19 protein-coding genes are annotated in these 24,859 nt (G+C 69.1%); 8 read left to right on the forward strand and 11 right to left on the reverse strand.

Translation table 11 applies throughout. The annotated features are described in order from the left end of the window. The coding region (locus E3T55_RS20605) for a hypothetical protein (protein WP_206751383.1) at nt 1-186 on the forward strand (186 nt) is incomplete at its 5' end. 58 nt (nt 187-244) lie between these two features. On the opposite strand, the gene rocD is transcribed toward E3T55_RS20605, so the two are convergent. Both rocD and ddaH read right to left on the reverse strand, forming a co-directional pair. After that, the gene (gene rocD / locus E3T55_RS10385) at nt 245-1,504 is read right to left on the reverse strand and encodes an ornithine--oxo-acid transaminase (RefSeq protein ID WP_134519504.1); all 1,260 of its coding nucleotides are present in this window, start codon (nt 1,502-1,504) and stop codon (nt 245-247) included. A 2-nt stretch (nt 1,505-1,506) separates the two neighbouring features. Then, nucleotides 1,507-2,370 carry a dimethylargininase gene (gene ddaH / locus E3T55_RS10390; RefSeq protein WP_134519505.1) on the reverse strand — a complete coding sequence of 288 codons (864 nt, stop codon included), beginning with the start codon at nt 2,368-2,370 and terminating at the stop codon, nt 1,507-1,509. Between the two features lie 209 nt (nt 2,371-2,579). On the opposite strand from ddaH, the gene E3T55_RS10395 reads away from it, so the two are divergent. Continuing rightward, nucleotides 2,580-3,017: an Lrp/AsnC family transcriptional regulator gene (locus E3T55_RS10395; protein WP_119975032.1), complete on the forward strand. Its 438-nt coding sequence runs from the start codon at nt 2,580-2,582 to the stop codon at nt 3,015-3,017. 34 nt (nt 3,018-3,051) lie between these two features. Here E3T55_RS10395 and E3T55_RS10400 read toward each other — a convergent pair whose 3' ends face one another. Further along, the gene (locus E3T55_RS10400) at nt 3,052-3,846 is read right to left on the reverse strand and encodes an ABC transporter permease (protein ID WP_134519506.1); all 795 of its coding nucleotides are present in this window, start codon (nt 3,844-3,846) and stop codon (nt 3,052-3,054) included. 139 nt (nt 3,847-3,985) lie between these two features. On the opposite strand from E3T55_RS10400, the gene E3T55_RS10405 reads away from it, so the two are divergent. The 3 genes from E3T55_RS10405 (at nt 3,986) to E3T55_RS10415 (ending at nt 5,685) form a co-directional block, all read left to right on the forward strand. Further along, entirely contained in the window at nt 3,986-4,363 is a 378-nt protein-coding gene (locus tag E3T55_RS10405; protein ID WP_174775460.1) for a GntR family transcriptional regulator, read from the forward strand. A 78-nt stretch (nt 4,364-4,441) separates the two neighbouring features. After that, nucleotides 4,442-5,329, forward strand: coding sequence for a hypothetical protein (locus E3T55_RS10410; RefSeq protein WP_134519507.1), 888 nt, complete (start codon nt 4,442-4,444; stop codon nt 5,327-5,329). Further along, nucleotides 5,329-5,685 carry a GntR family transcriptional regulator gene (locus tag E3T55_RS10415; protein WP_134519508.1) on the forward strand — a complete coding sequence of 119 codons (357 nt, stop codon included), beginning with the start codon at nt 5,329-5,331 and terminating at the stop codon, nt 5,683-5,685. Before E3T55_RS10410 ends, E3T55_RS10415 begins: the two co-directional genes overlap by 1 nt. A gap of 252 nt (nt 5,686-5,937) precedes the next feature. On the opposite strand, the gene E3T55_RS10420 is transcribed toward E3T55_RS10415, so the two are convergent. The 4 genes from E3T55_RS10420 to E3T55_RS10435 form a co-directional block, all read right to left on the reverse strand. Beyond that, nucleotides 5,938-6,909, reverse strand: a complete 972-nt coding sequence (locus E3T55_RS10420) for an NAD-dependent epimerase/dehydratase family protein (protein WP_134519509.1) — start codon at nt 6,907-6,909, stop codon at nt 5,938-5,940. Further along, the gene (locus E3T55_RS10425; protein ID WP_241993002.1) at nt 6,906-9,737 is read right to left on the reverse strand and encodes an alpha/beta fold hydrolase; all 2,832 of its coding nucleotides are present in this window, start codon (nt 9,735-9,737) and stop codon (nt 6,906-6,908) included. The genes E3T55_RS10420 and E3T55_RS10425 overlap by 4 nt, the downstream gene beginning before the upstream one ends. Beyond that, the gene (locus E3T55_RS10430; protein WP_134519510.1) at nt 9,734-10,798 is read right to left on the reverse strand and encodes a 3-oxoacyl-ACP synthase III; all 1,065 of its coding nucleotides are present in this window, start codon (nt 10,796-10,798) and stop codon (nt 9,734-9,736) included. Before E3T55_RS10430 ends, E3T55_RS10425 begins: the two co-directional genes overlap by 4 nt. A gap of 140 nt (nt 10,799-10,938) precedes the next feature. Continuing rightward, nucleotides 10,939-14,508: a proline dehydrogenase family protein gene (locus E3T55_RS10435; protein WP_134519511.1), complete on the reverse strand. Its 3,570-nt coding sequence runs from the start codon at nt 14,506-14,508 to the stop codon at nt 10,939-10,941. Between the two features lie 182 nt (nt 14,509-14,690). Here E3T55_RS10435 and E3T55_RS10440 point away from each other — a divergent pair, with 182 nt between their 5' ends. Further along, nucleotides 14,691-15,668, forward strand: coding sequence for a LysR family transcriptional regulator (locus E3T55_RS10440; protein WP_134519512.1), 978 nt, complete (start codon nt 14,691-14,693; stop codon nt 15,666-15,668). A 108-nt stretch (nt 15,669-15,776) separates the two neighbouring features. Here E3T55_RS10440 and E3T55_RS10445 read toward each other — a convergent pair whose 3' ends face one another. Beyond that, nucleotides 15,777-20,105 carry a choice-of-anchor I family protein gene (locus E3T55_RS10445; RefSeq protein WP_194092217.1) on the reverse strand — a complete coding sequence of 1,443 codons (4,329 nt, stop codon included), beginning with the start codon at nt 20,103-20,105 and terminating at the stop codon, nt 15,777-15,779. A gap of 173 nt (nt 20,106-20,278) precedes the next feature. Here E3T55_RS10445 and E3T55_RS10450 point away from each other — a divergent pair, with 173 nt between their 5' ends. Further along, nucleotides 20,279-20,785, forward strand: a complete 507-nt coding sequence (locus tag E3T55_RS10450; protein WP_134519513.1) for an SRPBCC domain-containing protein — start codon at nt 20,279-20,281, stop codon at nt 20,783-20,785. Nucleotides 20,786-21,033: 248 nt separating this feature from the next. Here the strand turns inward: E3T55_RS10450 and E3T55_RS10455 are convergent, their stop codons facing one another. Together E3T55_RS10455 and E3T55_RS10460 are read right to left on the reverse strand one after the other, a co-directional pair. After that, nucleotides 21,034-21,591, reverse strand: a complete 558-nt coding sequence (locus E3T55_RS10455) for an acyl-CoA thioesterase (RefSeq protein ID WP_134519514.1) — start codon at nt 21,589-21,591, stop codon at nt 21,034-21,036. A 61-nt stretch (nt 21,592-21,652) separates the two neighbouring features. After that, nucleotides 21,653-22,852, reverse strand: coding sequence for a bifunctional 2-methylcitrate synthase/citrate synthase (locus E3T55_RS10460; RefSeq protein ID WP_134519515.1), 1,200 nt, complete (start codon nt 22,850-22,852; stop codon nt 21,653-21,655). A 141-nt stretch (nt 22,853-22,993) separates the two neighbouring features. Between E3T55_RS10460 and E3T55_RS10465 the strand changes: the two genes are divergently transcribed. After that, on the forward strand, nt 22,994-23,632 hold the full coding sequence (locus E3T55_RS10465; RefSeq protein ID WP_134519516.1) for a LysE family translocator: 639 nt from the start codon (nt 22,994-22,996) through the stop codon (nt 23,630-23,632). A 58-nt stretch (nt 23,633-23,690) separates the two neighbouring features. Here the strand turns inward: E3T55_RS10465 and E3T55_RS10470 are convergent, their stop codons facing one another. Then, nucleotides 23,691-24,746 (reverse strand): alpha/beta hydrolase, encoded by a 1,056-nt coding sequence (locus E3T55_RS10470; RefSeq protein ID WP_241993003.1) that lies wholly within the window; start codon nt 24,744-24,746, stop codon nt 23,691-23,693. Nucleotides 24,747-24,859 lie beyond the last annotated feature (113 nt).

Genomic DNA, 24,859 nt, shown 5'->3' on the forward strand with positions numbered 1-24,859 from the left:
GTCACCCTGGCCCCGCTCGCCGCCCGCCCGGTGACTGCGCCGCCCGCGTGGGTGGCTGCGCCGCCCGCGTGGGTGGCTGCGCCGCCCGCGTGGGTGGCGAATTCAGGAGATCCACGCCTGCCCGGCCACGCTGCCCGCGGAATACAGCGGTCGAGCGTCAACCCGGCGACGGATCTCCTGAATTAGCCACCTGCCCCGGCTCGATTGAGCGCCGGGTGCCATGCGAGCGGATGCCGGGGCGGGGCTAGGCGCCGAGCTCGGTGAGCACGGCGCCGAGCTGGGCGACGGCCCAGTCGATGTCCTCGTCGCTGACAACGAGCGGCGGCGCGAGCCGAATCGTCGAGCCGTGCGTGTCTTTCGCCAGCACCCCGCGGGCGAGCAAGGCCTCACAGACGACCCGGCCCGGAGCGAGTGCCGGGTCGATGTCGATACCGGCCCAGAGTCCGGCGCCGCGCACCGCGATGACGCCGTGGCCGACGAGTTCGCTGAGACCGGCGTGCAGGCGCGCACCGCGCTGGCGGGCGAGTTTCTGGTATTCGCCGGTCTCGAGCATCCGCACGACGGCGAGGCCGACCGCGGCCGCGAGCGGGTTGCCGCCGAAGGTCGAGCCGTGCTCGCCGGCGTGCAGCACCCCGAGCACGTCGACGTTGCCGACAACCGCCGAGACGGGCACAATGCCGCCGCCGAGGGCCTTGCCGAGCAGGTACAGGTCGGGCACGACTCCCACGAGGTCGCAGGCGAAGGTCGAGCCGGTGCGGCCGAGCCCCGACTGGATCTCGTCGGCGATGAAGAGCACGCGCAGGCGGGTCGTGATCTCGCGCACGGCCGGCAGGTACGAGGCCGGCGGCACGACGATGCCGGCCTCACCCTGGATCGGCTCGAGCAGCACGGCGACGGTGTTCTCGTCGATCGCGGCCTCGAGGGCCTCCGCGTCACCGTAGGGAACGGTGCGGAATCCGGGGGTGAAGGGTCCGAAGTCCTTGCGGGCCGTTTCGTCGTCGGAGAAGCTGATGATCGTCGTCGTGCGGCCGTGAAAGTTGCCGGCGGCCACGATGATGTTGGCGCGGTCGGGGGCGACGCCCTTGACCCGGTAGCCCCAGGCGCGGGCGACCTTGACGCCGGATTCGACCGCTTCGGCGCCGGTGTTCATGGGCAGCACCATGTCTTTGCCGGCGAGCTTCGCCAGCGCGGTCACGAAGGGGCCGAGCTGGTCGTTGTAGAACGCGCGGCTGGTGAGGGTGATGCGGCCGAGCTGCGCTCGCGCCGCGCCCAGCAGCACCGGGTTGGAGTGCCCGAAGTTCACGGCGGAGTAGGCGGCGAGGCAGTCGAGGTAACGGCGACCATCGATGTCGGTCACCCAGGCCCCGTCGCCGGTGGCGACGACGACCGGCAGCGGGTGGTAGTTGTGGGCGGCGTGTTCGGCTTCGAGGCCGATAAGCGACGCTTGCGCAGCGGATGTCGGCTGCGCTTCGGCGGCGTCGGCGTGGGTCAGGGGAATGGTCATCATCAGCTCCGCAGCTCGAGGGTGCAGCACTTGACGCCGCCGCCGCCGAGCAGCAGCTCGGACAGGTCGACGCCGATGGGGTTGAAGCCGCGTTCGCGCAGCTGCTGCTCGAAGCCGACCGCGCGGGAGGCAATCACGACGTTGTAGCCATCGGAATAGCTGTTCAAGCCGAGGATCGCGGCATCCGTTTCGGAGACGATGATCGCGGTCGGAAAGCGCTCACGCAGCACGGCGAGGCTGGCCTCGTCGAAGGCGCTCGGCAGGTAGGCGATCTCGCCGCCGCCATCGGGGGTGCCGGAATCGAGCACCGCGATCGCGGTGTCGAGGTGGTAAAAACTTGGGTTGATCAGGGTAAGCGTGATCACCGGGCGGTTGTAGATGCGGGCCAGTTCGGCGTGGCTGTCGGAGGCGCTGCGAAATCCGGTGCCGGCGAGAATGACGTCGCCGACCAGCAGAAAGTCGCCCTCGCCCTCATTGATCTCGGCGGGGTCGCGCACGTCGAAGCCGTTCGCGCCGAACCATTCCATGTAGGCGGGGCCTTCGGGCTGGCGCTCGGGGTGGGTGAACTTGGCGCCGTAGGCCACGTTGTCGATGACGAAGCCACCGTTGGCCGCGTAGACCATGTCGGGCAGGCCCGCGATCGGGTCGATCAGATGCACGTCGTAGCCGAGGCCGATGTAGGTGTCGTAGAGGGTCTGCCACTGGGCCACGGCGAGCGCGGTGTCGGTCGGCAGCGCCGGGTCCATCCACGGGTTGATGCGGTACACAACGGTGAAGTGCGTCGGCTTGCACATCAGCACCGTGCGCTTCAGGGGGGTGCGAACCGGCACGCTGGGCGTGGCGAGTTCGTCGAGTGTGGTCGACATGCGGTCTCCTTCGGAAACGGATGCGCGGCATCCGTCATCGGGGTGAATGGCGGACCAGGTCGCTCACGAGAGCCCGGCAGAAACTGACGGGACGCCGTTCTCAGTCTCACACAGCCTGAATCGACGTTTCACGCCGGGTTGCGCACTTTTTCTGCGTCGTGACGGATGTTTGCGCAACGAATATCCACCGTCCCGCCTAGACTCGCTGAATGGACAACCTCGATCGCGGAATCCTTGACCTGCTTCGCCGCAATGCGCGTGCGGGGTACGGCGATATCGGCGGGGTCGTCGGGCTATCCGCCTCGGCCGTGAAGCGTCGGGTGGACAAGCTCGTGAGCGACGGGGTGATTCGCGGCTTCACGATTCAGGTCGACCCGGCCGTCGACGGGCTCAGCACCGAGGCCTACGTCGAGCTGTTCTGCCGTGGCACGGTCGCCCCCGACGAGTTGCTGCGCATCCTCTCCGGCGTGCCGGAGGTCGTCGAAGCCGGCACGATCACCGGCAGCGCCGACGCGATGGTGCACATTCGAGCTCGGGACATTCCGGCGCTCGAGGCCGCACTGGAGAAGGTGCGGCTGGCACCGAACGTCGACCACACCCGCAGCGCGATCGTGCTGTCGCGGCTGATTCACCGCGCGACGGAGTAGACGCACGAAATCGCCGCGGCGGCCGCTGCTACAGTCAGGCCATCTGCGCCACCGGTTTGTGGCGCACCGGGGCGAGCAGGTGCAGCAGCGTGACCGCGGCGATCGATCCGGCACAGAGGATGCCGGCGAGCACCACGATCTGAAACCGTCCGGCCTCGAGCGGTGACGCACCACCGAAGATCGCGCCCACGAAAGCTCCGGGCAGGGTGACGAGCCCGGTCGTCTTAGTCTGATCGGTCGACGGGATCATGGCGAAGTACACCGCCCGACGGGCGAGTTCGCGGGTCGCCTGCCGCGGCCGAGCTCCGAGCGCCAGCCACCCCTCGACCTCGTCCCAGTGCTCAGAGACTCCCTCCCGAAAGCGGCGGCCGCTCAGGGTCGCGATCGACATGGCGTTGCCAATGATGATGCCGCCAATCGCGAGCACATAGCGCGGGGAGAATTCGATCGCCCCGGTGGTGAAGACGATCGTGAGCGTCGCGCCGACGCCGGCCCCCATCGCCGCGGCGACCCAGGCGACGTGTTGCCGACTCGTGCCGATGCGCCGAGTCACGGTCACGACCGCGGCGGTGAACATCACAACGAGGCCGACACCAACCCACAGCGGGTTAGTGATAATTCCGCTGAGAACCAGGCTGATCGCCGCCAGCTGCAGGGTTCCGCGCAGCAGGGCGAAGGCCGGGGCCCACGGATGCTGCGTGCGGTAGCCGCGCAGCACGAGGCCCGCGAGCACCACCAGCAGAACGACGCCGAGCAGGGTGGGCCAGAGCCCCAGGAGGGTAGACCAGGCGGTCGACCAGGCGGCCAGCCAGGGTTCGGACAACGTCATTCAGCGAGCCTACCGAGCGACTGCTCAGGTTCGAACCGGCGCGCCCCCCGTTCGGGTGACGCATATTCGGTCAGAATGGTGCTTGCGCCAAGTGCCGAGTCTTGGCACACTGGCGAAGTCGCCGTCCCAGGGAGTGCCCGTGCCAGAGACCTTTCTCAATATCAATCCGCTCGTGGCGACCCCGCCATTCGAACAAGTGCGCCTGCAGATACTCGATGCGGTGCGCTCGGGCCGGCTGGAACCCGGCACCCGGCTGCCGACCGTGCGCGGTCTCGCCGACAACGTCGGCCTGGCCACGAACACCGTTGCCCGCGCTTACCGTGAACTCGAGCGCGACGGCGTCATCGAGACCCGCGGCCGCTCCGGTTCGTACATCGCCGCGACCGGCGATACGGCAGTGCGGCACGCCCAACTCGCGGCAACGGCGTTCGCCGTGCGCATCCACGAACTCGGTGTCGGCCCCGACGAGGCCCTCGCCCTGGTGACGGATGCCCTCAGGCAGCACGCCAGGGCCTGACCCGCGTCATCCGCTGCCGCACAGTGCGCGGCGCAGTGCTACCTTGGTACAAACACAGTACAAAGGTAGGGGGCTCCCATGGATTGGTTCACACTCTCGGTTGTCGTGATCGTGCTCGCCGGTTTCGGAATGAAACTGGCCCGCAGTTTTCGTTCCGGACCACAGCGGCGGGTACTCGAACGCTTCGCCCGTGAGGCGGGCCTGGCCCTGACCCCTGAAATCGAGCCGGCAGTGACCCGGCGCATCACCGCTCATGAGCGCGGCTACACGATCGGGGCGATGACCGCAGTGGTCGGCATTGGCTTCTGGTCGATCACCGGCACCACGACCGAGTGGTCAGGAATCGTGCTGGTGGCGATCATCGCGATCGGTGCGGTCGCCGGTGTTGTAATCGTGGAGTGGCGGGCAGCGTTCGCGCAGGTTCCCGACCAGCCGCGGATCGCCCGGCCGACGGCTCCCGCCGTCACTGACTATGTGTCGCCGTGGGAGATGTGGGCCAGCCCCGTCGTGATCCTGGTCGCGGCCCTCGCGCTGGGCGCTGCCCTCGCAGCCTCACCCCTCGGGCTCTGGCCGCTCGTCCCCGCGACAGTGCTCGCGGCCGCCGCTGTCGTCGCCGCCGCGGTGTCGCACTTCGCGGGAGGCGCGCTGATGCGACGTGGCCAGCCGGCATCATCCGTCGACGAGCTTGCCTGGGACGACGCCCTGCGCGGCGCCACCCTGCGCAGCATGGTGCAGATTCCCGCGACAATCGGCGTGGCGAGTCTCGCTGCGACCCTGTTCACGCTGGGCACGCTCCCGGGGCTGTCCGACGTGATGATGTGGACGCTGTTCGGCGTTCTCGCTGCGTTGGTCGCCTTCATGATCCTTTCCAACCGCCGCGCCGCAACGACGTACTATCTGCGCCGGCTCTGGCCGGACCTTGCTGTCGAGTACTCCGACGCGCTCGCGCGGGGTGCGGCGAGCTGATGCTCGTCATCGATCCGAAGTCGTCGACCCCGCCGTTCGAGCAGCTTCGGGCGCAGGTCATCGCGGCGGTGCGTTCGGGCGAGATGGCGGCGGGCGACAAGCTGCCGACGGTGCGCAAGCTCGCCGCCGACCTGGGTCTGGCTGCGAACACGGTCGCACGCGCCTACCGGGAGCTCGAACAGGATGAAGTCATCGAGACCCGCGGCCGCAATGGCTCCTTCGTCTCGGCGACCGGCGACGCGACCGAGCGGCACCTGCAGGTCGCGGCGCGAGCCTTCGCCGATCGTGCCGCGCAACTCGGCGTCGCCCCCGAAGAGGCACGGCGCGTCGTGAGCGCGGCCCTTGGCATCCGCTGACCGCGCCGCAGTGATTCAAGGGGCGTTTGTTGGTATCTCGCTGACGAGATGCCAACAATGGCCCCTTGGGACACCCCGCGGTACCGCGAGACGCCAAAATAGGCCCCTTGGATCGAGTTCAAGGGGCGTATTTTGGCGTCTCGTGAGGGATCAGCCTGGGTCAAGGGGCGTTTGTTGGCTTCTCGCTGACGAGATGCCACAAATGGCCCCATGCGCCGCGCGAGGGACGGTGGGGCGGGCGGGCGCGGCGGCTCAAGCGCCGCGGTACGAGCGCTCGAGGCGGGCGAAGCCCTCGTCGAGGGTGACCGCGGGCATCCACTGCAGGTCGGCGCGGGTGCGTCGCTGGTCGAACCAGTGCGCGGTCGAGAGCTGTTCGGCCAGAAACCTCGTCATGGGCGGTTCGTCGACGCCGGGGCGCAGCCGCCAGGCCGCTTCGATGAGCGATCCGGCACCGCGGGCGACGGATGCCGGCACCCGCCACGCGGGCGGCCGCACCCCCGCTGCGCGGCACATGCCCGCGAGCAGTTCGGCGACCGGGCGCGGTTCTCCGTTGGTGATCACATAGGCCTGCCCGTGCACAGTGTCCACGCGGTCGAGGGCGGCGCGAATGGCCGAAGCGGCATTGTCGACGTAGGTCGTGTCGATGAGCGCGGCGCCGTGGCCGAGCAGCGGCAGTCGACCGACGCGGGCGCGCTCCACGATGCGGGCGACGAGCTGGGTGTCGCCGGGGCCCCAGACCAGGTGCGGGCGCACCGCGACCACGCGCAGGGCGGGCGAGTCCGCGGCGAGGGCGAGCAGTTCGGCGAGAGCCTTGGTGCGGGCGTAGTCGCCGCGGGCGCGCTTCGGGTCGGCGGGCAGGGCGCCCGCGCCGACGAGGGATGCCCCGGCGTGTGCCACCGAGGGAGAGGAGACGTAGACGAAACGGGAGGCGCCGGCATCCGCCGCCGCGGCCAGGAGGGTGCGGGTGCCACCGACGTTCACGGCTTCGAATTCGGCCGGGTCGCCGGCGAGGGAGACCTTGGCAGCGAGGTGCACGACCGCGTCGTGCCCGGCGACCGCCTCGGCGACGCGGGCGGCGTCGGTGATCGAGCCGAGTGCATCCGTCGCGTCGGCCACCCCCGACGGGCGGCGCTGGAAGCAGGTGACCGTGTGCCCGGCCGCGACCAGCTCGGCGGCGACCGCGCGGCCGAGGAACCCACTCGCTCCGGTGACCAGAACCTTCACGGCTGGCGCATCCGGCCACCGGCGAGCACGCCGCCCGCCCAGCGCGAGAGTGCGCTGCGATCAATCTTGGAGTTGTGGCGAATATCGGTCGGCAGGCGAGGCACGACGAGCACGGCGGCGAGGCTCGGCCCGCCGTCGGCGGCGACGGATGCCCGCACCGCGTCCGCGAGCTCGGGCTCGGCGAGCGCGACCCGCCGCGCCGCCACCACGGTCTCGACGACGGCGACGAGGTGTTGCGTGCCGGCCGGGCCCACGCCGACGACGGCCGCACGCGCGACCGCAGCGACGGATTCCACGCGCTGCTCCGGGCCGACCGGAGTCACGACGCCGTCAGCGGTCACGATGAGGTGCTGCATGCGCCCCTCGACCCAGAGCCGGCCGGCGGCGTCGAGGTGCCCGACGTCGCCCGTGCGGTGCCAGCGCTCCCCCGTCAGGCTCCCGCGCTTGGAGGCGGCATCGGTCGACCAGAGCCGGTCGTAGTGGTCTTTCACGTGCGGGGCCGAGACAACAATTTCCCCGGTCACGCCGGGTGTTTCGCTCAGCTCACCGACAGCCAGCCCAGCAGCGTCGAGCGCGCTGATGCGGATGCGCGTGGTCGCCGTCGCCGTGCCGACGCAGACTCCGCCGGCGCCCGCAACCGAGCCGGGCGCGGCATCCGTCATCGTCGTGGCCGAGCCAGAGGCCGGAGCGGCCGCGCGGATGCCCTCGAGGGTGATGTCGGCCATCAACAGCCCCTCGGTCATGCCATAAGGGGTGTGCGCGGTCGCGCCCGGCATCAGCTGGGCGGCGGCGGCGAGCAGTGGCTCCGACACGGGCGCGCCGGCCGAGAGAAAGCTCTGCACACCGGCGAGGGCCGTGTGGTCGGCCGCGGTCAGAGCGTCGGCGGTCGCGACGACGTTGGCGAGCGCGGCCGGAGAGAGGAACACCACGGTCGCGTCGATTGCCGCCACCGCTGCGGCGACCGCGGTGGCGGTGAGGGTCTTGGGCGAGGTCACGTCCATGTCGGGGGTGACCGAGCGGGCGCCGAGGGCCGGGCCGAGCAGGGCGAAGGGGGCGAAGCCGGCGACGAGGCCGGTGCCGCGGCCCACGCCGTACTGTGCGAACAGGGCATAGCCGACCTTGGACAGCTGATCGTGCGTGTAGACGACGCCCTTGGCTGGGCCGGTCGATCCGCTCGTGAACAGCACCGCGGCCACGTCGGTGGGTGCGGGCTCCGGCGGCAGCACGGCCCCGGTGGCGCGGCCGAGCGCGATCAGCGAGGCGAGGGTGTGCTTCACCCCGAGGGTGCGGGCGATGGCGGCCGGAAAGCGGGCGGTCGCGATCTTCTGCCCTGGCCAGCCCAGCGCGCGGGCGGCGGCGAGCCCGGGAGCGGCGCCGATCACGTGGTCGGGGCGCGCACCGCGCACGGCGCGGGTCAGCCCGCGCAGGCCGAGGCCGGCATCCGCGACGACGACGATCGCGCCGATGCGCACGCAGGCGTAGAGCACCGCGGTGAGGTCGGCGCCCGGCGGCACGAGCAGCGAGACCCGGTCGCCCGGTTTCACGCCGATGCTCACGAGGCCGACGGCAATTTGTCGCACCCGACGCGACAGCAGGCGCCAGGTCACGACACGCGGGCCGGAGCCGGTGAGCGGGTTCATGTCCACGAGCGCGGTCTCGTCGCTGCCCTGCAGCTCGTCGAGGAAGTGCCAGAGCGGCCGGTAGGCGATCGTGGCCGGGTCGATGGCGGCAGCGGATGCCGCGCTGCCGGTCACGACAGCGTCCACGGCCGCACCCGCGCCCGGTGAAACGCGCGCCGCGAGCCAGCCAAGCGCCATCGGCGCGTAGGGGGAATCCTCCATCACGAGGTGCCCCGAGCCCTCGAAGCGGTGCACGTCGGCGTGCGGCAGGCGGTCGACGAGGTCGTCGAGGTAGCGGTCGCTGAAGATCGGGTCCCGCGGGCCCCAGAGCATGAGTGCGGGAACGGTCAGGTTGCGCAGCGCCTCGGCGATGCGGTCGAGTTCGGGACGGCTCTCATGGGTCAGGGCGACCGGAATGTCGGCGACGAACGCGCCGATACCGCCGCGGCGGGCGGCGCTGCGGTAGGGCGCCGCGTAGGCCGCCTTCACGTCGGCGCCGAGCGACGGATGCGCCAGCGCGAGCGTCGTGGCCAGAAACGCGGGCGTCGCGACGGTCGCCGTGCCGAGTACCGAGCGGCGCAGAGCGAGGCGCAGCGGTGCCGGAACCGCAAATTCGGCCGGCTGATGCACCGCCGTGTTGAGCAGCATGACGCCGGCGAGCAGCTCCGGGTGGTCGACGGCCCAGCCGAGCGAGATGGATCCGCCCCAGTCGTGCCCGAAGGTGACGACTGGGCCTTCGAGGCCGAGGGCATCGGTGAGGTCGGCGAGGTCTCGCACCCGGCGGGCGAGCGGCCGGGCGATCCCGGTGCGCTCGGAGAAGCCCATGTCGAGCTGGTCGACGGCGATGACGCGCCAGGCGCCCCGAGCAGCGGGGCCGGCGGCGGCTCCGACCGCGCTGGCCGCGGCATCCGTCGCCTGGGCGACGAGGTCACGCCACAGGTACGACCAGGTCGGGTTGCCGTGCACGCACAGCACGGTGCCGAGAATGGGCCTGCCGTGCGAGAGCAGCTCTGGCCCGTTGTCGAGCAGGTGCCAGGTGCGGGTGAGCGCGAGGGTCGAGCCACCGGGCGCGAGGCTGGTCTCGGGCACCTCGACGAGCCGGGAGAACTCGGGCACGAGGCCCGGCAACCCGGTCGGCGGCAGGGTCGCCGGGGCGCGCAGGGCGGCCGCCCGCGGAAGACGCCGGGAACCGCGTGACACCGAAGTCACCAGAGGATTTCCATCATCGCGGTGTTCAGACCCGAGCCGACGCCCATGAGCAGCACCCGGTTGCCCTTTTCGAGCCCGGGGGCCTCCTGGGCGAGGGTGATCGGGATCGACGCGGGGCCCACGTTGCCATAGGTCGGGTAGGTCAGCGGCACCTTGCTGCGGTCCATGCCGGTCGCCTTGAGCAGCGCGTTGGTGTGCACGTCGCTGACCTGGTGCACGATGTAGCGGTCCATGTTCGACCAGTTCCAGTCGCGGCGCGCCTCGGTCCAGGCCGAGACGACGAGCTCCATGCCGCCCTTGAGCAGCGCGCGGGCGTCGGTGAACATGCCGTCAACGCTGCCCACGCAGAGGGCGTTGAACTGGGTCGCCGCGCGGGTCACGCCGCCGAGCATGCGGTGCCCCTCCGGGTGCGCATCGGCCGGGCCGAGCACGGCCGCCGCGGCGCCGGAGCCGAGGGTCAGGCTCGCGAACTCGCTCATGAAGTCGGTGCGATTGATGCCCTCGCGGCCGAGTCGGTCGATGGTGTTGGTCTGGATCTCGTCGGCGTCTTCACCGTCGATGACGACCGCGTACTTGATCTGGCCGGAGTCGATGAGCTGCGCGGCGAGGGTCATGCCGTTGACGAAGCCGAGGCAGGCGTTGGCGATGTCGAAGTTGGTCGCCGATGAGGGCAGGCCGAGTCCGTGGTGAATGCGCACGGCGACGGATGGTTCGAGGTGCTTGCGGGTGACGGACGTGTTGATGAGCAGGCCGACCTGCGAGGCGTCAATGCCCGCCTGGGCCAGCGCACGCTGTCCGGCCGAGACCGCGGCGTCATCAAAACCCTGATCGGCACCCCAATTGCGGCGTTCCTGCACTCCAGCGACGCGCTGTAGCAGTCGCTTCGGCAGGCGCAGCCGACTGAGCACGGGCTGCAGCTGGCGGTCGATCTCTTCCGAGGTGGTGACACGCGGCGCGATGGTGCTGGCTACCGACAGCAAAGCGACATTGCTGTGCCGAGTCGTCGCGTTTCCATTCAACTGTGATTCCCTTATCGAATTGTGACCGGTCTGCCCCGGCATGAACGGCCCGGCCCCGAGTACTGACCCAACATAGTGGCCCGTACCCGTGGGACAACTGTACGCCCGCTCGGCTGTGCGCCCGCTCGGCGACAACCCGGGTGCGCCGACGAACGAACGCACCCGGGGGTGTCCCCCAGCCGCTAGATCAGGCCGTCCGAGAGCGTGCTCGGGTTGCCGAAGCGGTGCGCGGTGATCGAGATGGCCTGCTCCCGCAGAAACGGCAGCAGCTCGACCCGGCCGGCCTGGGTGACCGGGTGGCTGTAGACCGCCACGTCGGGGCGGCCACCGAGGGCCGCTGCAAGAGCGGATGCCTCAACGTCGGCCCCGAGCCTCGGGTCGCCCACGAGCCGCACCCGCGTCGTCGCGATGCCGCCGGCCGCGGCGCGTTCGAGCCACTCGGCGTCGCCCTCGACGACAATCGGTACCTCGCGGGCCTCGAGCGCGGCGCGCACGTTGAGCGGCACCGGCTGCGAGCTCGACAGGTGGAACTTCGACCGCGACAGGGTGGCCGCGGCCAGCACGCGCAGCAGGTGCGAGAGGGTGCCGGCATCCGTGAGTCGCACGGTCACCGGCAGCGCCCGGTAGCGGAACACGTTGCGCTCGAGGCCGAGGCCGGAGACGTCTTTTCGGGTGCCGAATTCTTCGCGCCAGGCGAGCGCATCGCTCACCGCGGAGCGGCGCAGCACGTCGAAGTCGGCGTACTCGAGCACCGTCTGGGAGGCCTCGATCACGTCGGTCACGTGGCTGTCGAGGCCGCGCAGGTGCAGCGTCGAGCTGTTCCGGCCCGGGTCGCTGACCCAACTGCCGAACCCGTAGAGGTAGTTCGGACCGCCTGCCTTGGTGCCGGGGCCGACGGCGCTCTTCTTCCAGCCGCCGAAGGGCTGGCGCTGCACGACGGCACCGGTGATGCCGCGGTTGATGTACAGGTTGCCGGCCTCGATCGTCTCGAGCCAGAGCGACAGTTCGTCGGCGTCGAGCGAGTGCAGCCCACTGGTCAGGCCGTAGTCGACCGCGTTCTGCAGGCGGATGGCCTCCTCCAGCGTGCGGGCGTGCATCACACTCAGCATGGGGCCGAAGAATTCGGTGAGGTGGGCGTAGCTTCCCGGCGTGACTCCCATGCGAATGCCGGGCGACCACAGCGTGCCCGTGTCGTCGAGCTGTGTGGGCTCGACGAGCCACTCCTCTTCGGCGCCGAGGGTGGTGAGGGCGTGCAGCAGCTTGCCCTCGGCCGGGGCGATGATCGGGCCCATCTGGCTCGTCGGGTCGCTCGGGTAGCCGACCTTGAGCGAGGTGGCGGCGTCGACGAGCTGCCCCATGAAGCGCTTGGAGCGGGCGACGGAGCCGACCAGAATCAGCAGGCTCGCGGCGGAGCACTTCTGGCCGGCGTGACCGAAGGCGCTCTTGACCACGTCGGCCGCGGCGAGGTCGAAGTCGGCAGAGGGGGTGACGATGATGGCGTTCTTGCCGCTCGTCTCGGCCAGCAGCGGCAGGTCGCTGCGAAAGCTGCGGAACAGCTCGGCGGTCTCGTAGCCACCGGTGAGGATAACCCGGTCGACGGCCGGGTGCGAGAGCAGGTGGGTGCCGAGCGCGCGGTCCTTGAAGTCGACCAGGTAGAGCAGCTCGCGCGGAACGCCGGCCTCCCAGAGCGCTTCGACGACGATGGCGCCGCTGCGCTGGGCGAGCGTGGCGGGCTTCACGATGACGCCCGCACCCGACGCGAGCGCGGCAAGAATGCCGCCGGCGATGATGGCGACCGGAAAGTTCCACGGCGGGGTGACCACGACAAGCTTCGACGACACGAAGGTGGCGCCCTGCACGCGGTCGAGGTCCTTGGCGCGTTCGGCGTAGTAGTGGGCGAAGTCAATGGCTTCGCTGACCTCGGGGTCGCCCTCGGCGATGGTCTTGCCGCACTCGGCGGCCATGACCTCGATCAGGCGGTCACGGTTGCCGGCCAGTGCGAGCCCGGCGCGGTGCAGCACGGCGGCCCGTTCGGAACCGGTCTTGGCACCCCAGACGGTTCCGGCCCGCACGACGGTGTCGATGACGCCGTCAAGAAAGCCGACCGTGTCGATGCGGGCGGCGGCGATGGTGTCGCGGCCGAGATCGGATGTCTGCACCCGGCCCAGGATGCGGCGCGCCCATGCCCGGTTCGCCGGCAGAGACGGGTCGGTGTCGGGCTCGTTGTGGAAGCCGTGGTGCAGCGGCACCGAGCCGCGGGTGAGGCCGAGCAGCAGCCCGGTCAGGTCGGAGTCCATTTCGGCGACCGGCGCGGCCGGCTCGTTGGCGAGTTTGAGTTCGCGGGCCCGCAGTTCGCTCGCGGCGGCTCGGTCCTGGCGCCGGTTGGGGCGCGGCACCGACACGGTCAGAGAATCGAGCGAGGCGAGAAAGCGGTCCTTCTCGCGTTCGAACAGGGCCGGCTGGGCCGTCAGCTCGAACACCGCCGACATGAAGTTCTCCTGGCTCGCGTTCTCTTCGAGGCGGCGAATCAGGTAGCTGATGGCCACGTCGAACTCGGCCGGGTTGACCACCGGCGTGTAGAGCAGCAGCTTGCCGACGTCGCGGCTGACGGCGGCTGCCTGGCCGGTCGCCATGCCGAGCAGCATCTCGAATTCGACTCGATCGTCAACGCCGCGCTGTACCGAGAGCAGGTGCGCCCAGGCCACGTCGAAGAGGTTGTGGCCGGCGACGCCGATGCGCACGGCATCCGTGTTCTGCGGGGTCAAGGCCCAGTCCAGCACGCGCTTGTAGTTGGTGTCGGTGTCCTGTTTGGTACCGAAGGTCGCGAGCGGCCAGTCGTGCACGGCCGCATCGACGTGCTCCATGGCGAGGTTGGCACCCTTCACGACGCGCACCTTGATGGGCGCGCCGCCCGAGGCGCGGCGACCCTGCGCCCAGTGCGTGAGGCCCTGCAGGGCGCCGAGAGCGTCGGGCAGGTAGGCCTGCAGCACGATTCCGGCCTCGAGCTTCGCGAGCTGGGGCTGGTCGAGAAGCCGCTCGAACACCGCGATGGTGAGGTCGAGGTCGCGGTACTCCTCCATATCGAGGTTGATGAACTTCGTCGTCGACGAGTTGGCCGCCAGCTCGAAGAGCGGGGTCAGGCGCGCGACGATGCGTTCGACGGACTCGTCGAAGGCCCACATCGAGATCTGGCTGGCGATCGAGGAGACCTTGATCGAGACGTAGTCCACGTCGGGGCGTTCAAGCAGGGCGCGGGTTCCGGCCAGGCGGCGGTCGGCCTCTTTCTCGCCGAGCACGGCCTCGCCGAGCAGGTTGATGTTGAGGCGGTTGCCCGAGGCGCTGAGGGCGGCGATCGCCGGCCCAAGCTTGTCGGGGGTCGCGTCGACGACGAGGTGACCGACCATCTGGCGCAGCACGGTGCGCGCGGCGGGAATGACGACCCATGGCAGCACCGGGCCGAGCACGCCGCCGAGGCCGATCGCGGCCTTCATGTAGCTCGGCAGAAATTCGGGGGCGATACCGGCGACCTTCTGCAGGTTGTAGCCGGCCACCATCTTGTCTTCGGGGCGCATGACGCCGTCGACGAATCCGACCGTGAAATCGAGACCGTTCGGGTCTTTCAGCACGCCGGCGAGTCGCTCGGCGGAGGCATCCGTGGGAATTGCTGAACTTTCGGCCAGCCACTTGCGCACCAGGGCAACAACGGGGGCGCCCAGGTCGTGCTGAGTGCGGGAAGAAATGGGGTTGGTCATGGTCACGAGACTAGCCTTTCGTTCGCCGTGGGCGCCTGTGTGTACGTCAGTGTGTCTTGCCAGTCTGTGGCCGCACGATCGTTAAACAAAAGCGATTGTTCATGCACAGTATTCATTAGAATTATTGATGAATTGTTTGGTGTTGCTGAGTTGTTGCTGACTGATTGCGGGGAGGTGAGTGGATGCTGGACGTACGCCGTCTTCGTCTGCTGCGCGAACTGAAGATTCGCGGCACCCTGGCCGGTGTTGCGGAGGCACTCCAGTACAGCCCTTCGTCGGTGTCGCAGCAGCTCGCACTGCTCGAAAAAGAGGTCGGTGTGCCGCTGCTGCACAAGGTCGGCCGCCGCGTGCAGCTGACCCCGCAGGCCGAGATCCTGGTCGAGCACACGACGCACCTGCTCGAGCGGCTGGAGCGCGCCGAGGCCGAGATCACCGCGTCGCTGACGACCGTGTCGGGCACCGTGCGGGTTGCCGTGTTCCAGTCCGCGGCCCACGCGCTCATCCCCCGGGCGCTCAGCTACCTCGCCGAGGACTTTCCGCACCTACGCATCGAGATCACCGAGCGTGAGCCGGAGCGCGGACTCTTCGAGGTATCCGCGCGGGACTTCGACCTCGTGCTGGCCGAGCAGTATCCGGGCCACACGCGGGCGCACTGGCCCGATCTCGATCGGGTCTACCTGGCGACGGATGCCCTGCGCCTCGCGGCCCCGCCGCGCCCGGCCGGAGCCCTGCCGGGCGGCCTCGACACCCCGGCCGGGTACGACCGGCTGCGCGGCCTCGACTCGCTGCACGACGCATCCGCTCTGCCGTGGGTCATGGAACCCCGCGGCACCGCGAGCCGCGAGTGGGCCACCCAGCTCTGCCGGGCGGCCGGGTTCGAACCCGATGTGCGGTTCGAGACCGCCGACCTGATGGCCCACATTCGTTTCATCGAGTCGGGAAACGCCGTGGGACTGCTGCCCGACCTGGTCTGGGCCGGCAAAGCACCCGCGCTGCGGCTGCTCGACCTGCCCGGAGCCCCGCACCGCACCCTGTTCAGCGCGGCCAGGCGCTCGAGCGCCCATCGACCGGGGGTGATCGCCGTGCGGGAGGCCCTCGCGCGCGCGGTCACCAAGGTCGCCGCCCCCACGGTCACCAATCCGCTCCCCCCGCCCGCCTGAGTCGCCCGCACCGAGCGCAGGGCCGCCCGGGCGCAGGTTAGATTCGCGGGCGCAGTATAGAACCTGCGCCCGCGAATCTAACCTGCGCCCGGGCACCGAACGCGCTCGTCAAGGGCTCGCCGATGATGAAGCAAGCGGATGCTGCGGGTCGTTACGCGGGGGTGGCGGCACCCCGGCGGCGACGCGCGACGAGCAGTGCGCCTCCGAGCAGCAACAGCAGGCCCGCGGCGNCGCGACGAGCAGTGCGCCTCCGAGCAGCAACAGCAGGCCCGCGGCGAGCGCGGCCGGCGCCAACTCAAAGCCCGCCGTGGTCAGTTCCGTCGTTGAGCCGACGGCCGAGACTGTGATCGTGACCGGAATGCTGATGTCGGGGCGACCCGCAGCGCTGATCACGATGTGGTGGGGGCCCGCGGCGGTGTCCAGCGGAATCGTGACGCTGAACTTCGCGACTCCCGCCGCGTTCGCCGTGAAGTTGCCGAGGTGCACCGGGATCGAGTGCAGCGTTGCCGTCACCTGCTGGCCGTCGGTGAGGCCGTCGACCGAGATGGCAAGCGGCTGCCCGGCCCGGACAACGCCGGCACCCAGGGTGACGTCGGCCCAGTCCGTGCCCGTGCCCGTCTCGGTACCCGTGTCAGTGCCCGTCTCGGTACCCGTGTCAGTGCCCGTGTCGGTGCCCGTGTCGGTGCCCGTCTCGGGGTCCGTTTCCGGGTCCGGCACGGCAGCGACGACGGTCAGCGAAGCAGAGATCGACGGCAGACCGTTTGCGCTGATCACGAGGGTGTGAGCCCCGGCAGCCGTGTTCGCCGGGATCGTGACCGAGAAGGCGGCGGTTCCCGCGGAGTTCGCCGTGAAGGTTCCGAGGTCCACCGGGGTCGAGTGCAGCGTTGCCGTGATCTGCTGTGCGGCATCGAGGCCTTCGACCGTTACGGACACGGGCTGGCCCGCGGTGACCGTGGTGGATCCCAGGGTCACCGTGGTCGGGGTCGGGTCGGTGTCGGTGTCGGCGAGCGTGGCGCGGCCGATCTCGGCCGGCTCGACAAGCGCGAACGCCTCGAAGTACGCGACGGTTGCCGCGAGGTCGACCTGGCCGGTGTCGGTCTGGTCAACACCGTCGGCGAAGGTCACGAAGTTGTCTCCGCCGGCGGCGAGGAACGAGTTCGTGACGACCGTATAGACGCGGTTCGCGTCGATCGGCTCACCATTCAGGCTCAGCGACACGATGCGCTCACCGCGGGCGGCGGCGGGCTCATAGACGTAGTCGAATCCCTCGGAGAGGCCCAGGTGCAGCTTCTCCCGGGAGGAGCCTGCCGGCTGCCACTGCTCTTCGAGAATCTGCTTCAGCTGAGCGCCCGTGAGGCCCACGGTGACGAGGGTGTTTGCGAAGGGCTGCACGTCGGCGACCTCCTTGTAGGTCACCTTGCCGTCCTCGCCGTAGAGCAGGTCGGCGCGCACCCCGCCCGGGTTCATGATGCCGATCTCGGCCGGGGTCTCGCCACCGAAGTCGGCGTTGGACGTGGCCCAGAGCTGAATGTCGGCGAGCAGGTTGCTCAGCGACGACTCGGAGCCGCGATCGGCCCCGCCCTGAGCGCGGGTGATGTCGGCGCTGATGGCGCCGACCTCGACGGAACCGACCTCATCGGCCGCGACCGCAGCCGCATCGACGAGTGCCGCAACGTCGGTGTCAGCCGGGTAGTTGCCGGTCACGCCGTTGTGCAGCTTCAGAATCTGGCTGTTCACGGCGGTGATCGAGTTGTCGCTCGTGTCGACCGTGAACGTGACCTGATCAAGGTTCATGCCGTACTGGCCGCCCTGCAGCACCGGGCGTTCAACGGCCTGATCGGCAACAGCAAAGCTGCAGTTGTAGGTCGAGTGGGTGTGGGCGGAGAGGATCGCGTTGATCGACGGGTGCGCGTCGCGCACGAGCTCGCCGAACAGCGTGTCCTCGGCCTCGATGGTCGCGCAGAACTCGGCCGAGCTGGCCACCGCGTTCACCGCGCTGGCCGGGTCGGTGCTCGCGCTGCCCTCGTGGGTCAGCAGCACGATGACGTCGGCTTCACCGTTGTCGGCGTTGCCGTCGGTCAGCTCGGTGGCCACGCGGTTCGCGGCCTCGAGCTGGTCGCCAAATTCGATGCCGGCAATGCCGTCGGGCGAGACCATCGACGCGGTCTGCTCGGTGACGGTGCCGATGAAGCCAACGGTCACTCCGTCCATCTCGGTGATCCAGTACTCGTCGAGCACCGGGTTTGTGGTGCCCCTCTCGTAGACGTTCGCGCCGAGGGAATAGCGCGGGTCGCCGTACGATTCGGTGACCCGCTCGCTGATATCAGCGAAGCCCCCGTCGAACTCGTGGTTTCCGACGACGGATGCGTCGAGCCCGGCGGCCAGAAGCGCCTCAATGGTCGGTTCGTCCTGCTGCGAGAACGACGTGAACGTCGACGCGCCGATGTTGTCCCCGGCGGAGACGAACGCGGTGTTCGGGTTCTCACGCTTCAGCTGGGCGACGGCTCCCGCGAGAATGGCGGCGCCCGCCTCTTCGTTGTAGGCGTTCTCTTCGATGCGGCCGTGGAAGTCGTTGATGCCCAGAACCTGAATATCGACCGACGGCGGGGTGACGCTGGCGATGCTGAAGATGCTCGTCGTTCCGGAGACCTCGTTGCCCACGGCGAGCATCGGCTGCTCGGTCGGCGAATCTGCCGCCGAGATGAAGGCCAGGCCCTCGGGGCCGAGGTCGCCCGCGCGGAGCAGGTCGGCTTCGCCGGTACCGGCAGCCACGGACTGCTCCATCGACACGGAGAAGTCGCGGTTGTTGATGTAGGTCGAGAACACCGCGTTCGTCGGGTCGCTGATGTCGTAGACCATCACGCCACCGACACGCTCGAGGCCGATGAAGGCGTAGGTGCGGCCGTCGACCTCACCGATGGCCATGTTTTCGGGCTCGGGGCCCTTGTCCTCGCTGCGGCCCTCGAGGTTGGACTCGCTGTGGTTGGAATTGAACCACTCAGGGTTGGCGGCGGCGGTGATCTGCTCGAAGTCGTCACCGGAGTCGAAGAGCTGCGTGCCGTCGGTGTCCCAAATCGAGAACGAGCGGGAACCGAAGGGGTAGAGCTCCTCGTAGCAGGTACCGTCGGCATTGAGGCCGTTTGCGGTGGTCACGTTCAGGCGGCCCAGGTCGGCGTCGCCGAGCTTGTCAGCCAGGGGGCTGGTCTCGCAGACAGGTGCGATGCCCTTCTTGCCGAGGCTCTTGGCGCGCACGCCCTCGACGTAGTCGCCCCATTCACGGGCGTCACCCTCGTTGGCTGTGACCAAATAGGTGTCTGCGGTGCCGGTGGCAACATCCGTCGCCGAATAGGCGTTGATGCCGTCGGGCATGTACATGCCCTTCAGGCCCTCGTAGGTCTGAATGTTGATGGTCGAGGCGTCTTCCGGATCACGGTCGGACGCATCGATTCCGTTGCCCTCGAGTCCGTGATCCTGAAAGCCGAGCGGCCAGATGTCGGTGATCTCGGCGGTGTCGAGGTCGACGACGGCGACGGCATTCGCCTCCTGCAGGGCGACGTAGGCGAGCGCGCTGTCGGCGTCGATCGCGACATACTCGGGCTCCAGGTTCGCCGACACCGGGAACTCGGTGTTGACGGTCGGACCGAACACGCGCACGTCCTCGTGCAGGGTCTGGGTGCCGCCCGCTTCGAAGGCGTGGAAGTCGGCGGTCGATACGTCGGCCTGAACCGGGGCGGTGACGGTCGTGGGCAGGGCCACAACGCTCACGCTGCCCTCAGGGTCGACGGTGAATTCGTCGTTGGGCTCGCCTTCGTTGGCGACGACGGCGGTCGTGCCGTCGGCAGAGAAACTGACCATGTCGGGCAGGGCACCGACCTCGACCGCGCCGAGCACGGCGGAGTCGGGGTCGTTGGAGTTGGCGTCGAAGAAGACGAGCCAGCCGGCATCCGTCTTCGTCGGCGATTCGATCGCGGCCGCGCCGAGGCCGTCAGCGCGCACGGCGACGGAGTTCGCGGCACTCCCGGCCGGAATCGTGTCGCCGCCCGAGACGGCGACACCCTCCGCGGCGAGCGAGGTGAGCTTCACCGGGTTGGCCGGGTCGGCAATGCCGAGCACGTCGACGGCGCCCTGCGCGGCGTTGACGACGAAGAGGCGCTGGCTGCCCGCGTGGTAGGTGACAATTTCGGCAGCGGATGCGTCGAAGACGCCGGTGTCATAGCTGCCGATCGGGCTGAGCTCGAGACGAGTGGTGTCGCTCGACGAGGTGATCGGCGCGTCGACGACGGCGGCCTCGGCGGCCGGTGCGATCGGCGAGATCAGGCCGGTCGCGAGCACGACGCCGAGCGTGGCGGCAAGCGCGCCGAACGCGGTGCGACGGCGGGGCGATGATGCCGGTTGATCAGAACTCTGTGAGGCAGGTGCGTGCTGTGGTGCGGTCATGCTTTCGTCCTCCAGGGGGTCGTAAGTGGGCTGCCTCCCCTGTATAAGGGGCGCGCATGACGCGCAGGTAAACGGGTCGGAACGACGGAAGTGGCACGGCACCCCAAAGGGGAATAGCCTGAGATCAGGCCCGAAATACCCGGGCAGCGGTTTCACTCACAGCGGAGGTCACCATGACAGCCAAGCCCACCGGACGGCTCGCCCAGCGCGAGGACGGTCTCTACATCATGTTTGATCGGCTCTTCAACGAGCCCATCGAGAAGGTCTGGGCGAGCCTGTCCCGCCCGGCCGAGCTGGAGAAGTGGATCGGCACCTACACCGGCTCCCCCACCACCGGGGCCGTGCGGTTTCGGATGACCGCTGAGGCCGAAGCCGAATGGGAGTACGTGAACATTCGCGAGTGCGTCGCGCCGCACCGCTTCACCGGAGATTTCGGCACCGGCCCCAAGGCCTGGCACGCGCTGTTCCACCTCGTCGAGGGCGACGGCATGACCACCCTCACCTTCGGCCAGCGTCTGCACACGGCGGCCGAAGCCGCGACGGTCGGACCCGGCTGGGACTACTACCTCGACCGCCTCGTCGCCGTGCGCGCCGGGCGTGCGCTGCCCGAGTGGAGTCACTACTCCACCGCGCACTCGGACTTCTACCGCGGCCTGTTCGTGCCGGCACCGGCCGTCTGACACGAGCGGATGCCCCGGGCCGGCACCGAAGATCGGCTCGCCTTGGTTTCGACCGGCGCGCTGTGCGCGCCGGCTCAACCAGCGGGAGAGGGGCGGCTCAACCAGCGGGAGAGGGGCGGCTCAACCAGCGCAGGTGGGCTCTCGCTGGTTGAGGCGCGACGAAGGAGCGGTCGAAACCGCGCGAGCCGACCGTCAAACCGCGGGAGGATCGGCTCGCGGGGTTTCGATACGCGGGCGGAGCGGGGCGGCTAAGACCAGAGGCTCGGAGCGGGGGCGCGCGTCGCCGGCATGGTGACGTCGTCGCTCCACTCGAGCAGCCACTGCGGCACGGTCACGTTGTCGGGGGCCACCCCGATCGCCTCCAGCAGTTCGTCGATCGTGACGACACCGCCGGTACGTTTCAGAAAGCGACCGCGGATGAAACCGTGGGCGTAAATTTCGGGGCGGCCCTCGGCATCCGGTCGCACGAAACGCTGTTCAACGTAGACGGCCTTCTCGTCGAACCCGAGGATGCGCGATTCCACGGTGAACCGCTGGCCGAGGGTGAGCGATTTACGAAAGCTGATCGTCTCGGCAACGACGACGGGGTACCAGCCGCGGGCCAGGAAGATCTTCCAGACGCCGTTGCGGTGCAGCATGTCGAAGCGGGCGACGTCCATGATCGACAGGTACACGCCGTTGTTCATGTGCCGCAGGATGTCCTGATCGGTCGGCAGCGTCACGAAATTGGTACGCGCGACCTCAAAGTGATCAAGGCGCGGCCCGAAGCGGGAAATGATCGAGTGGAGGATGGTTCGCCAGAACATGTGCACCGCTCGATGCTAGCGGGTCTGCCGCCGTGACCGTCTATCGGCGCCGTCGAGCCAGCTAGAGCGTGAATTGCTCCGGGACCGCGCGCTGGTGGGGACCGTTGTAGACCGAGAGCGGGCGGATGAGCGCGTTCGCCGCCGTCTGTTCCCGTACGTGGGCGGTCCAGCCGATCACCCGCGCGGCGACGAAGATCGGTGTGAAGGTCTCGGTGTCGAAGCCCATCACGTGATAGGCCGGACCGGTCGGGTAGTCGACATTGGGCTTGATGCCGGTGCGCGCCAACATACCGGCCTCGAGCAGGTCGTACATCTGCAGCAGGTCGGGCCGGGCGTAGTGTTCGAGCATCGTCACCATCGCGGCGTGCATCGTGGGCACCCGGGAATCGCCGTGCTTGTATACCCGGTGCCCGAAGCCCATCACCTTGCGCTTGTGCGCGAGGGTGTCGTCGAGCCAGCCCTCAACCTGGTCGGGGGTGCCGATCTGGCCGAAGGTGCGCATGACCTCTTCGTTGGCGCCGCCGTGCAGCGCGCCCTTGAGCGCACCGATCGCCCCGGTGACGGCCGAGTAGATGTCGGCGAGGGTCGAGGTGATGACCCGGGCGGCGAAGGTGGAGGCGTTGAAGGAGTGCTCGGCGTAGAGGATGAGCGAGACCCGGAAGGCGTCGATGACCTTGGGTTCGGGCACCACACCGAGGGTCATGTACAGAAAGTTCTCGCAGTAGCCGAGGTCGCTGCGCGGCGCGAGCGGCGCCAGCCCGTGACGGCGACGCTGGTCGTAGGCAACGATCGCGGGCAGCTGAGCGAACAGGTGCTGGGCCTTGCGCAGGTTCTGGGCCGGCGAGCGGTCGTCGGCCTGGGGGTCGTTGGCGCCGATGATACTGACCGCCGTGCGGCAGACATCCATCGGGTGCGCGGTGAGAGGCAGGTCGTCGATCGCCCGGCGCACGTTGGGGGCGAGCGTTCGGCCGGCGCGTTCGAGCGCTTCGAAGTCGGCGAGGTGGTCGGGGCTGGGCAGTTCGCCCTCCCAGAGCAGCAGGGCGACCTGCTCGACGCTGCAGTTCGCGGCGAGTTCCTGAACGGGGTAGCCGCGATAAAGCAGTGAGTTGGTGTCGGAGTTGACCATGGAGATGGCGGTGTAATCGACCGCCACGCCCACCAGCCCCTTGTGGATGACGGGGGCGGATGCCTCCGCTGACGGTACCGGATGCAGCGGGCCGCCGGGAGCGGGCGCCGAAACGGACTCGTGTGGGTCGCTCATGATGATGCTCCTCGCTGCCCCGAACTCGCTGCCCCGATCTCGCCGGAATCTGAAGACGATTCAATCAGGTTGTGGGCGCGTGCGCGATGGGCAATTTGGGTGGTGTGGCCTTGCCGTGACCAGCGGGTCTACGATTCAGGAATGGTTTCGCTTCCGACGCTGCTCGCGTTCTCCCTCGCCGCGATCGCAATTGTCGTGCTGCCGGGGCCGACGGTGCTGTTCGTGATCGGCCGGTCGCTTGCTCTGGGCCGGGTCGGCGGCCTGCTGAGCGTGCTGGGCAACGCCCTCGGCCTGATCCCGGTGATCGCGGCCGTGGCTTTCGGCCTCGGCACCCTCGTCACCCAATCGGCGGTACTGTTTCTGATCGTCAAACTCGTCGGAGCGGCCTACATCATCTATCTGGGCGTGCAGGCGATCCGGCACCGACGCACCACCTCGGGCATCAGCGGCGCGGCCCTGCTGCCCAAGTCGCCCTGGCGACTGCTGCGCGAGGGTTTTCTCGTAGGCATCAGCAACCCGAAGTCGATCGTGTTCTTCGTGGCCGTGCTGCCACAGTTCGTGAACTATTCGGCCGGGGCCGTGCCCCTGCAGCTGGCCACCCTCGGCCTGGTCTTCGTCGTGCTCGCCCTGATCGGCGACAGCACCTGGGCCCTCGCGGCCGGCACGGCCCGGGACTGGTTTGCGTCGTCGCCGAAACGGGTGGAGCGCCTCGGCGCGACCGGCGGCGTGATGATGATCGGCCTCGGGGGCGCCCTCGCGGCGACCGGCGCGACCTCGTAGTCACCAGCCCCGGTTCGTCAGCCCCGGTGCGGGTTCGTGGCGTCGGTTCGGGCGCCCGTCAGGGCACGGCGACGACGATCGTCAGCGGTGCGACGGCCGAGGCCTGCGCGGCGGGCGCTGTCGGCGCGGCTTTCGCTGTCGGCGCGGCCGCGACTCGACGCACGAAGGCGGCGAGTCGGCGGTAGACCTCCTGTGATTCGGGATGCTTTGAGTCCTGCTGCCAGGTATGGCGGGTATTCACCCGGTTGCGGGCGTAGATCACGGTGTCGACCCTGATGCTCTTGCGCCGCAGGGCGGCGATGAAGTTGAGGTTGGCGCGGTAGAAGTAGTCGCGCTCCGAGGTGCTCACGAACACCGGCGGAAAGCCCTTGCCGAGCCACTCGATCGGGGACATGAATCGCGCCGCCGTGCGCAGGTGCAGCCCGCGCCCGCGCTCGGGCAACAGCATCCGCAGAAAATTGAGGCTGAGCACAAAACCGCGCTCGAACATGACCGAGACATCGGCGATGCTGCAGTGCTGAACGAGGCCGCGCAGGTCTGTCGGACCGATTCGCGGGCGGATGCCGTAGTGCTCGGCGAGGTCGGAGTCGTACGTGGCCGCCGTCAGCAGGGCGGCGATGTGTCCCCCGGCGGAGTCGCCGCCGAGCACGATGCGGCTCGCATCGCCGCCGAAGTCGGCGATGTTGTCGACGACCCAGTCGAGTACGGCGTTGCCGTCATGCATCATGTGGCTCAGCTGAAACCGTGTGGCCATGCGGTAGTTCGCGTTGACGACGACCATCCCCTCTGAGGCCTGGCTCGCGCAGTACTTGGTCAGCGGGTCTTTGTCACCGCTGGTCCAGCCGCCGCCGTGAAAGTAGACGTAGACCGGCAGCGGCGCGGCCGAGGAAGCGCCCCGCGGTACGAGCACGTCCAGACGGTGGTCGCGGATGCCGTCACCCACGTAGTCGAAGTCGTGGTGGTAGTCGACGGTGCCGATCGGTTCGAGGTTGTACTTGTGTACCTCGGTGCTGACGCGCAGCATGATGGCGCGCCAAAACCAGACCGGGATGCGGGAGAGGATGGTCTCTTTGTAGGAGTGCAGGGTGCCGCCGCCGATGGAGTGGCCGATCATGGCGTGCTGCGGTTGGTGCCGAGGCTGGTGTTGGTGCTGGTGCTGGTGCTGCGGTTCTGGATCACCTGCCGACCCTAGGTCGTGCGGCCGTGAGCAAGCTGAGAGCACCTCAG

This window comes from Cryobacterium frigoriphilum (assembly GCF_004403305.1).
GTDB lineage: Bacteria > Actinomycetota > Actinomycetes > Actinomycetales > Microbacteriaceae > Cryobacterium > Cryobacterium frigoriphilum.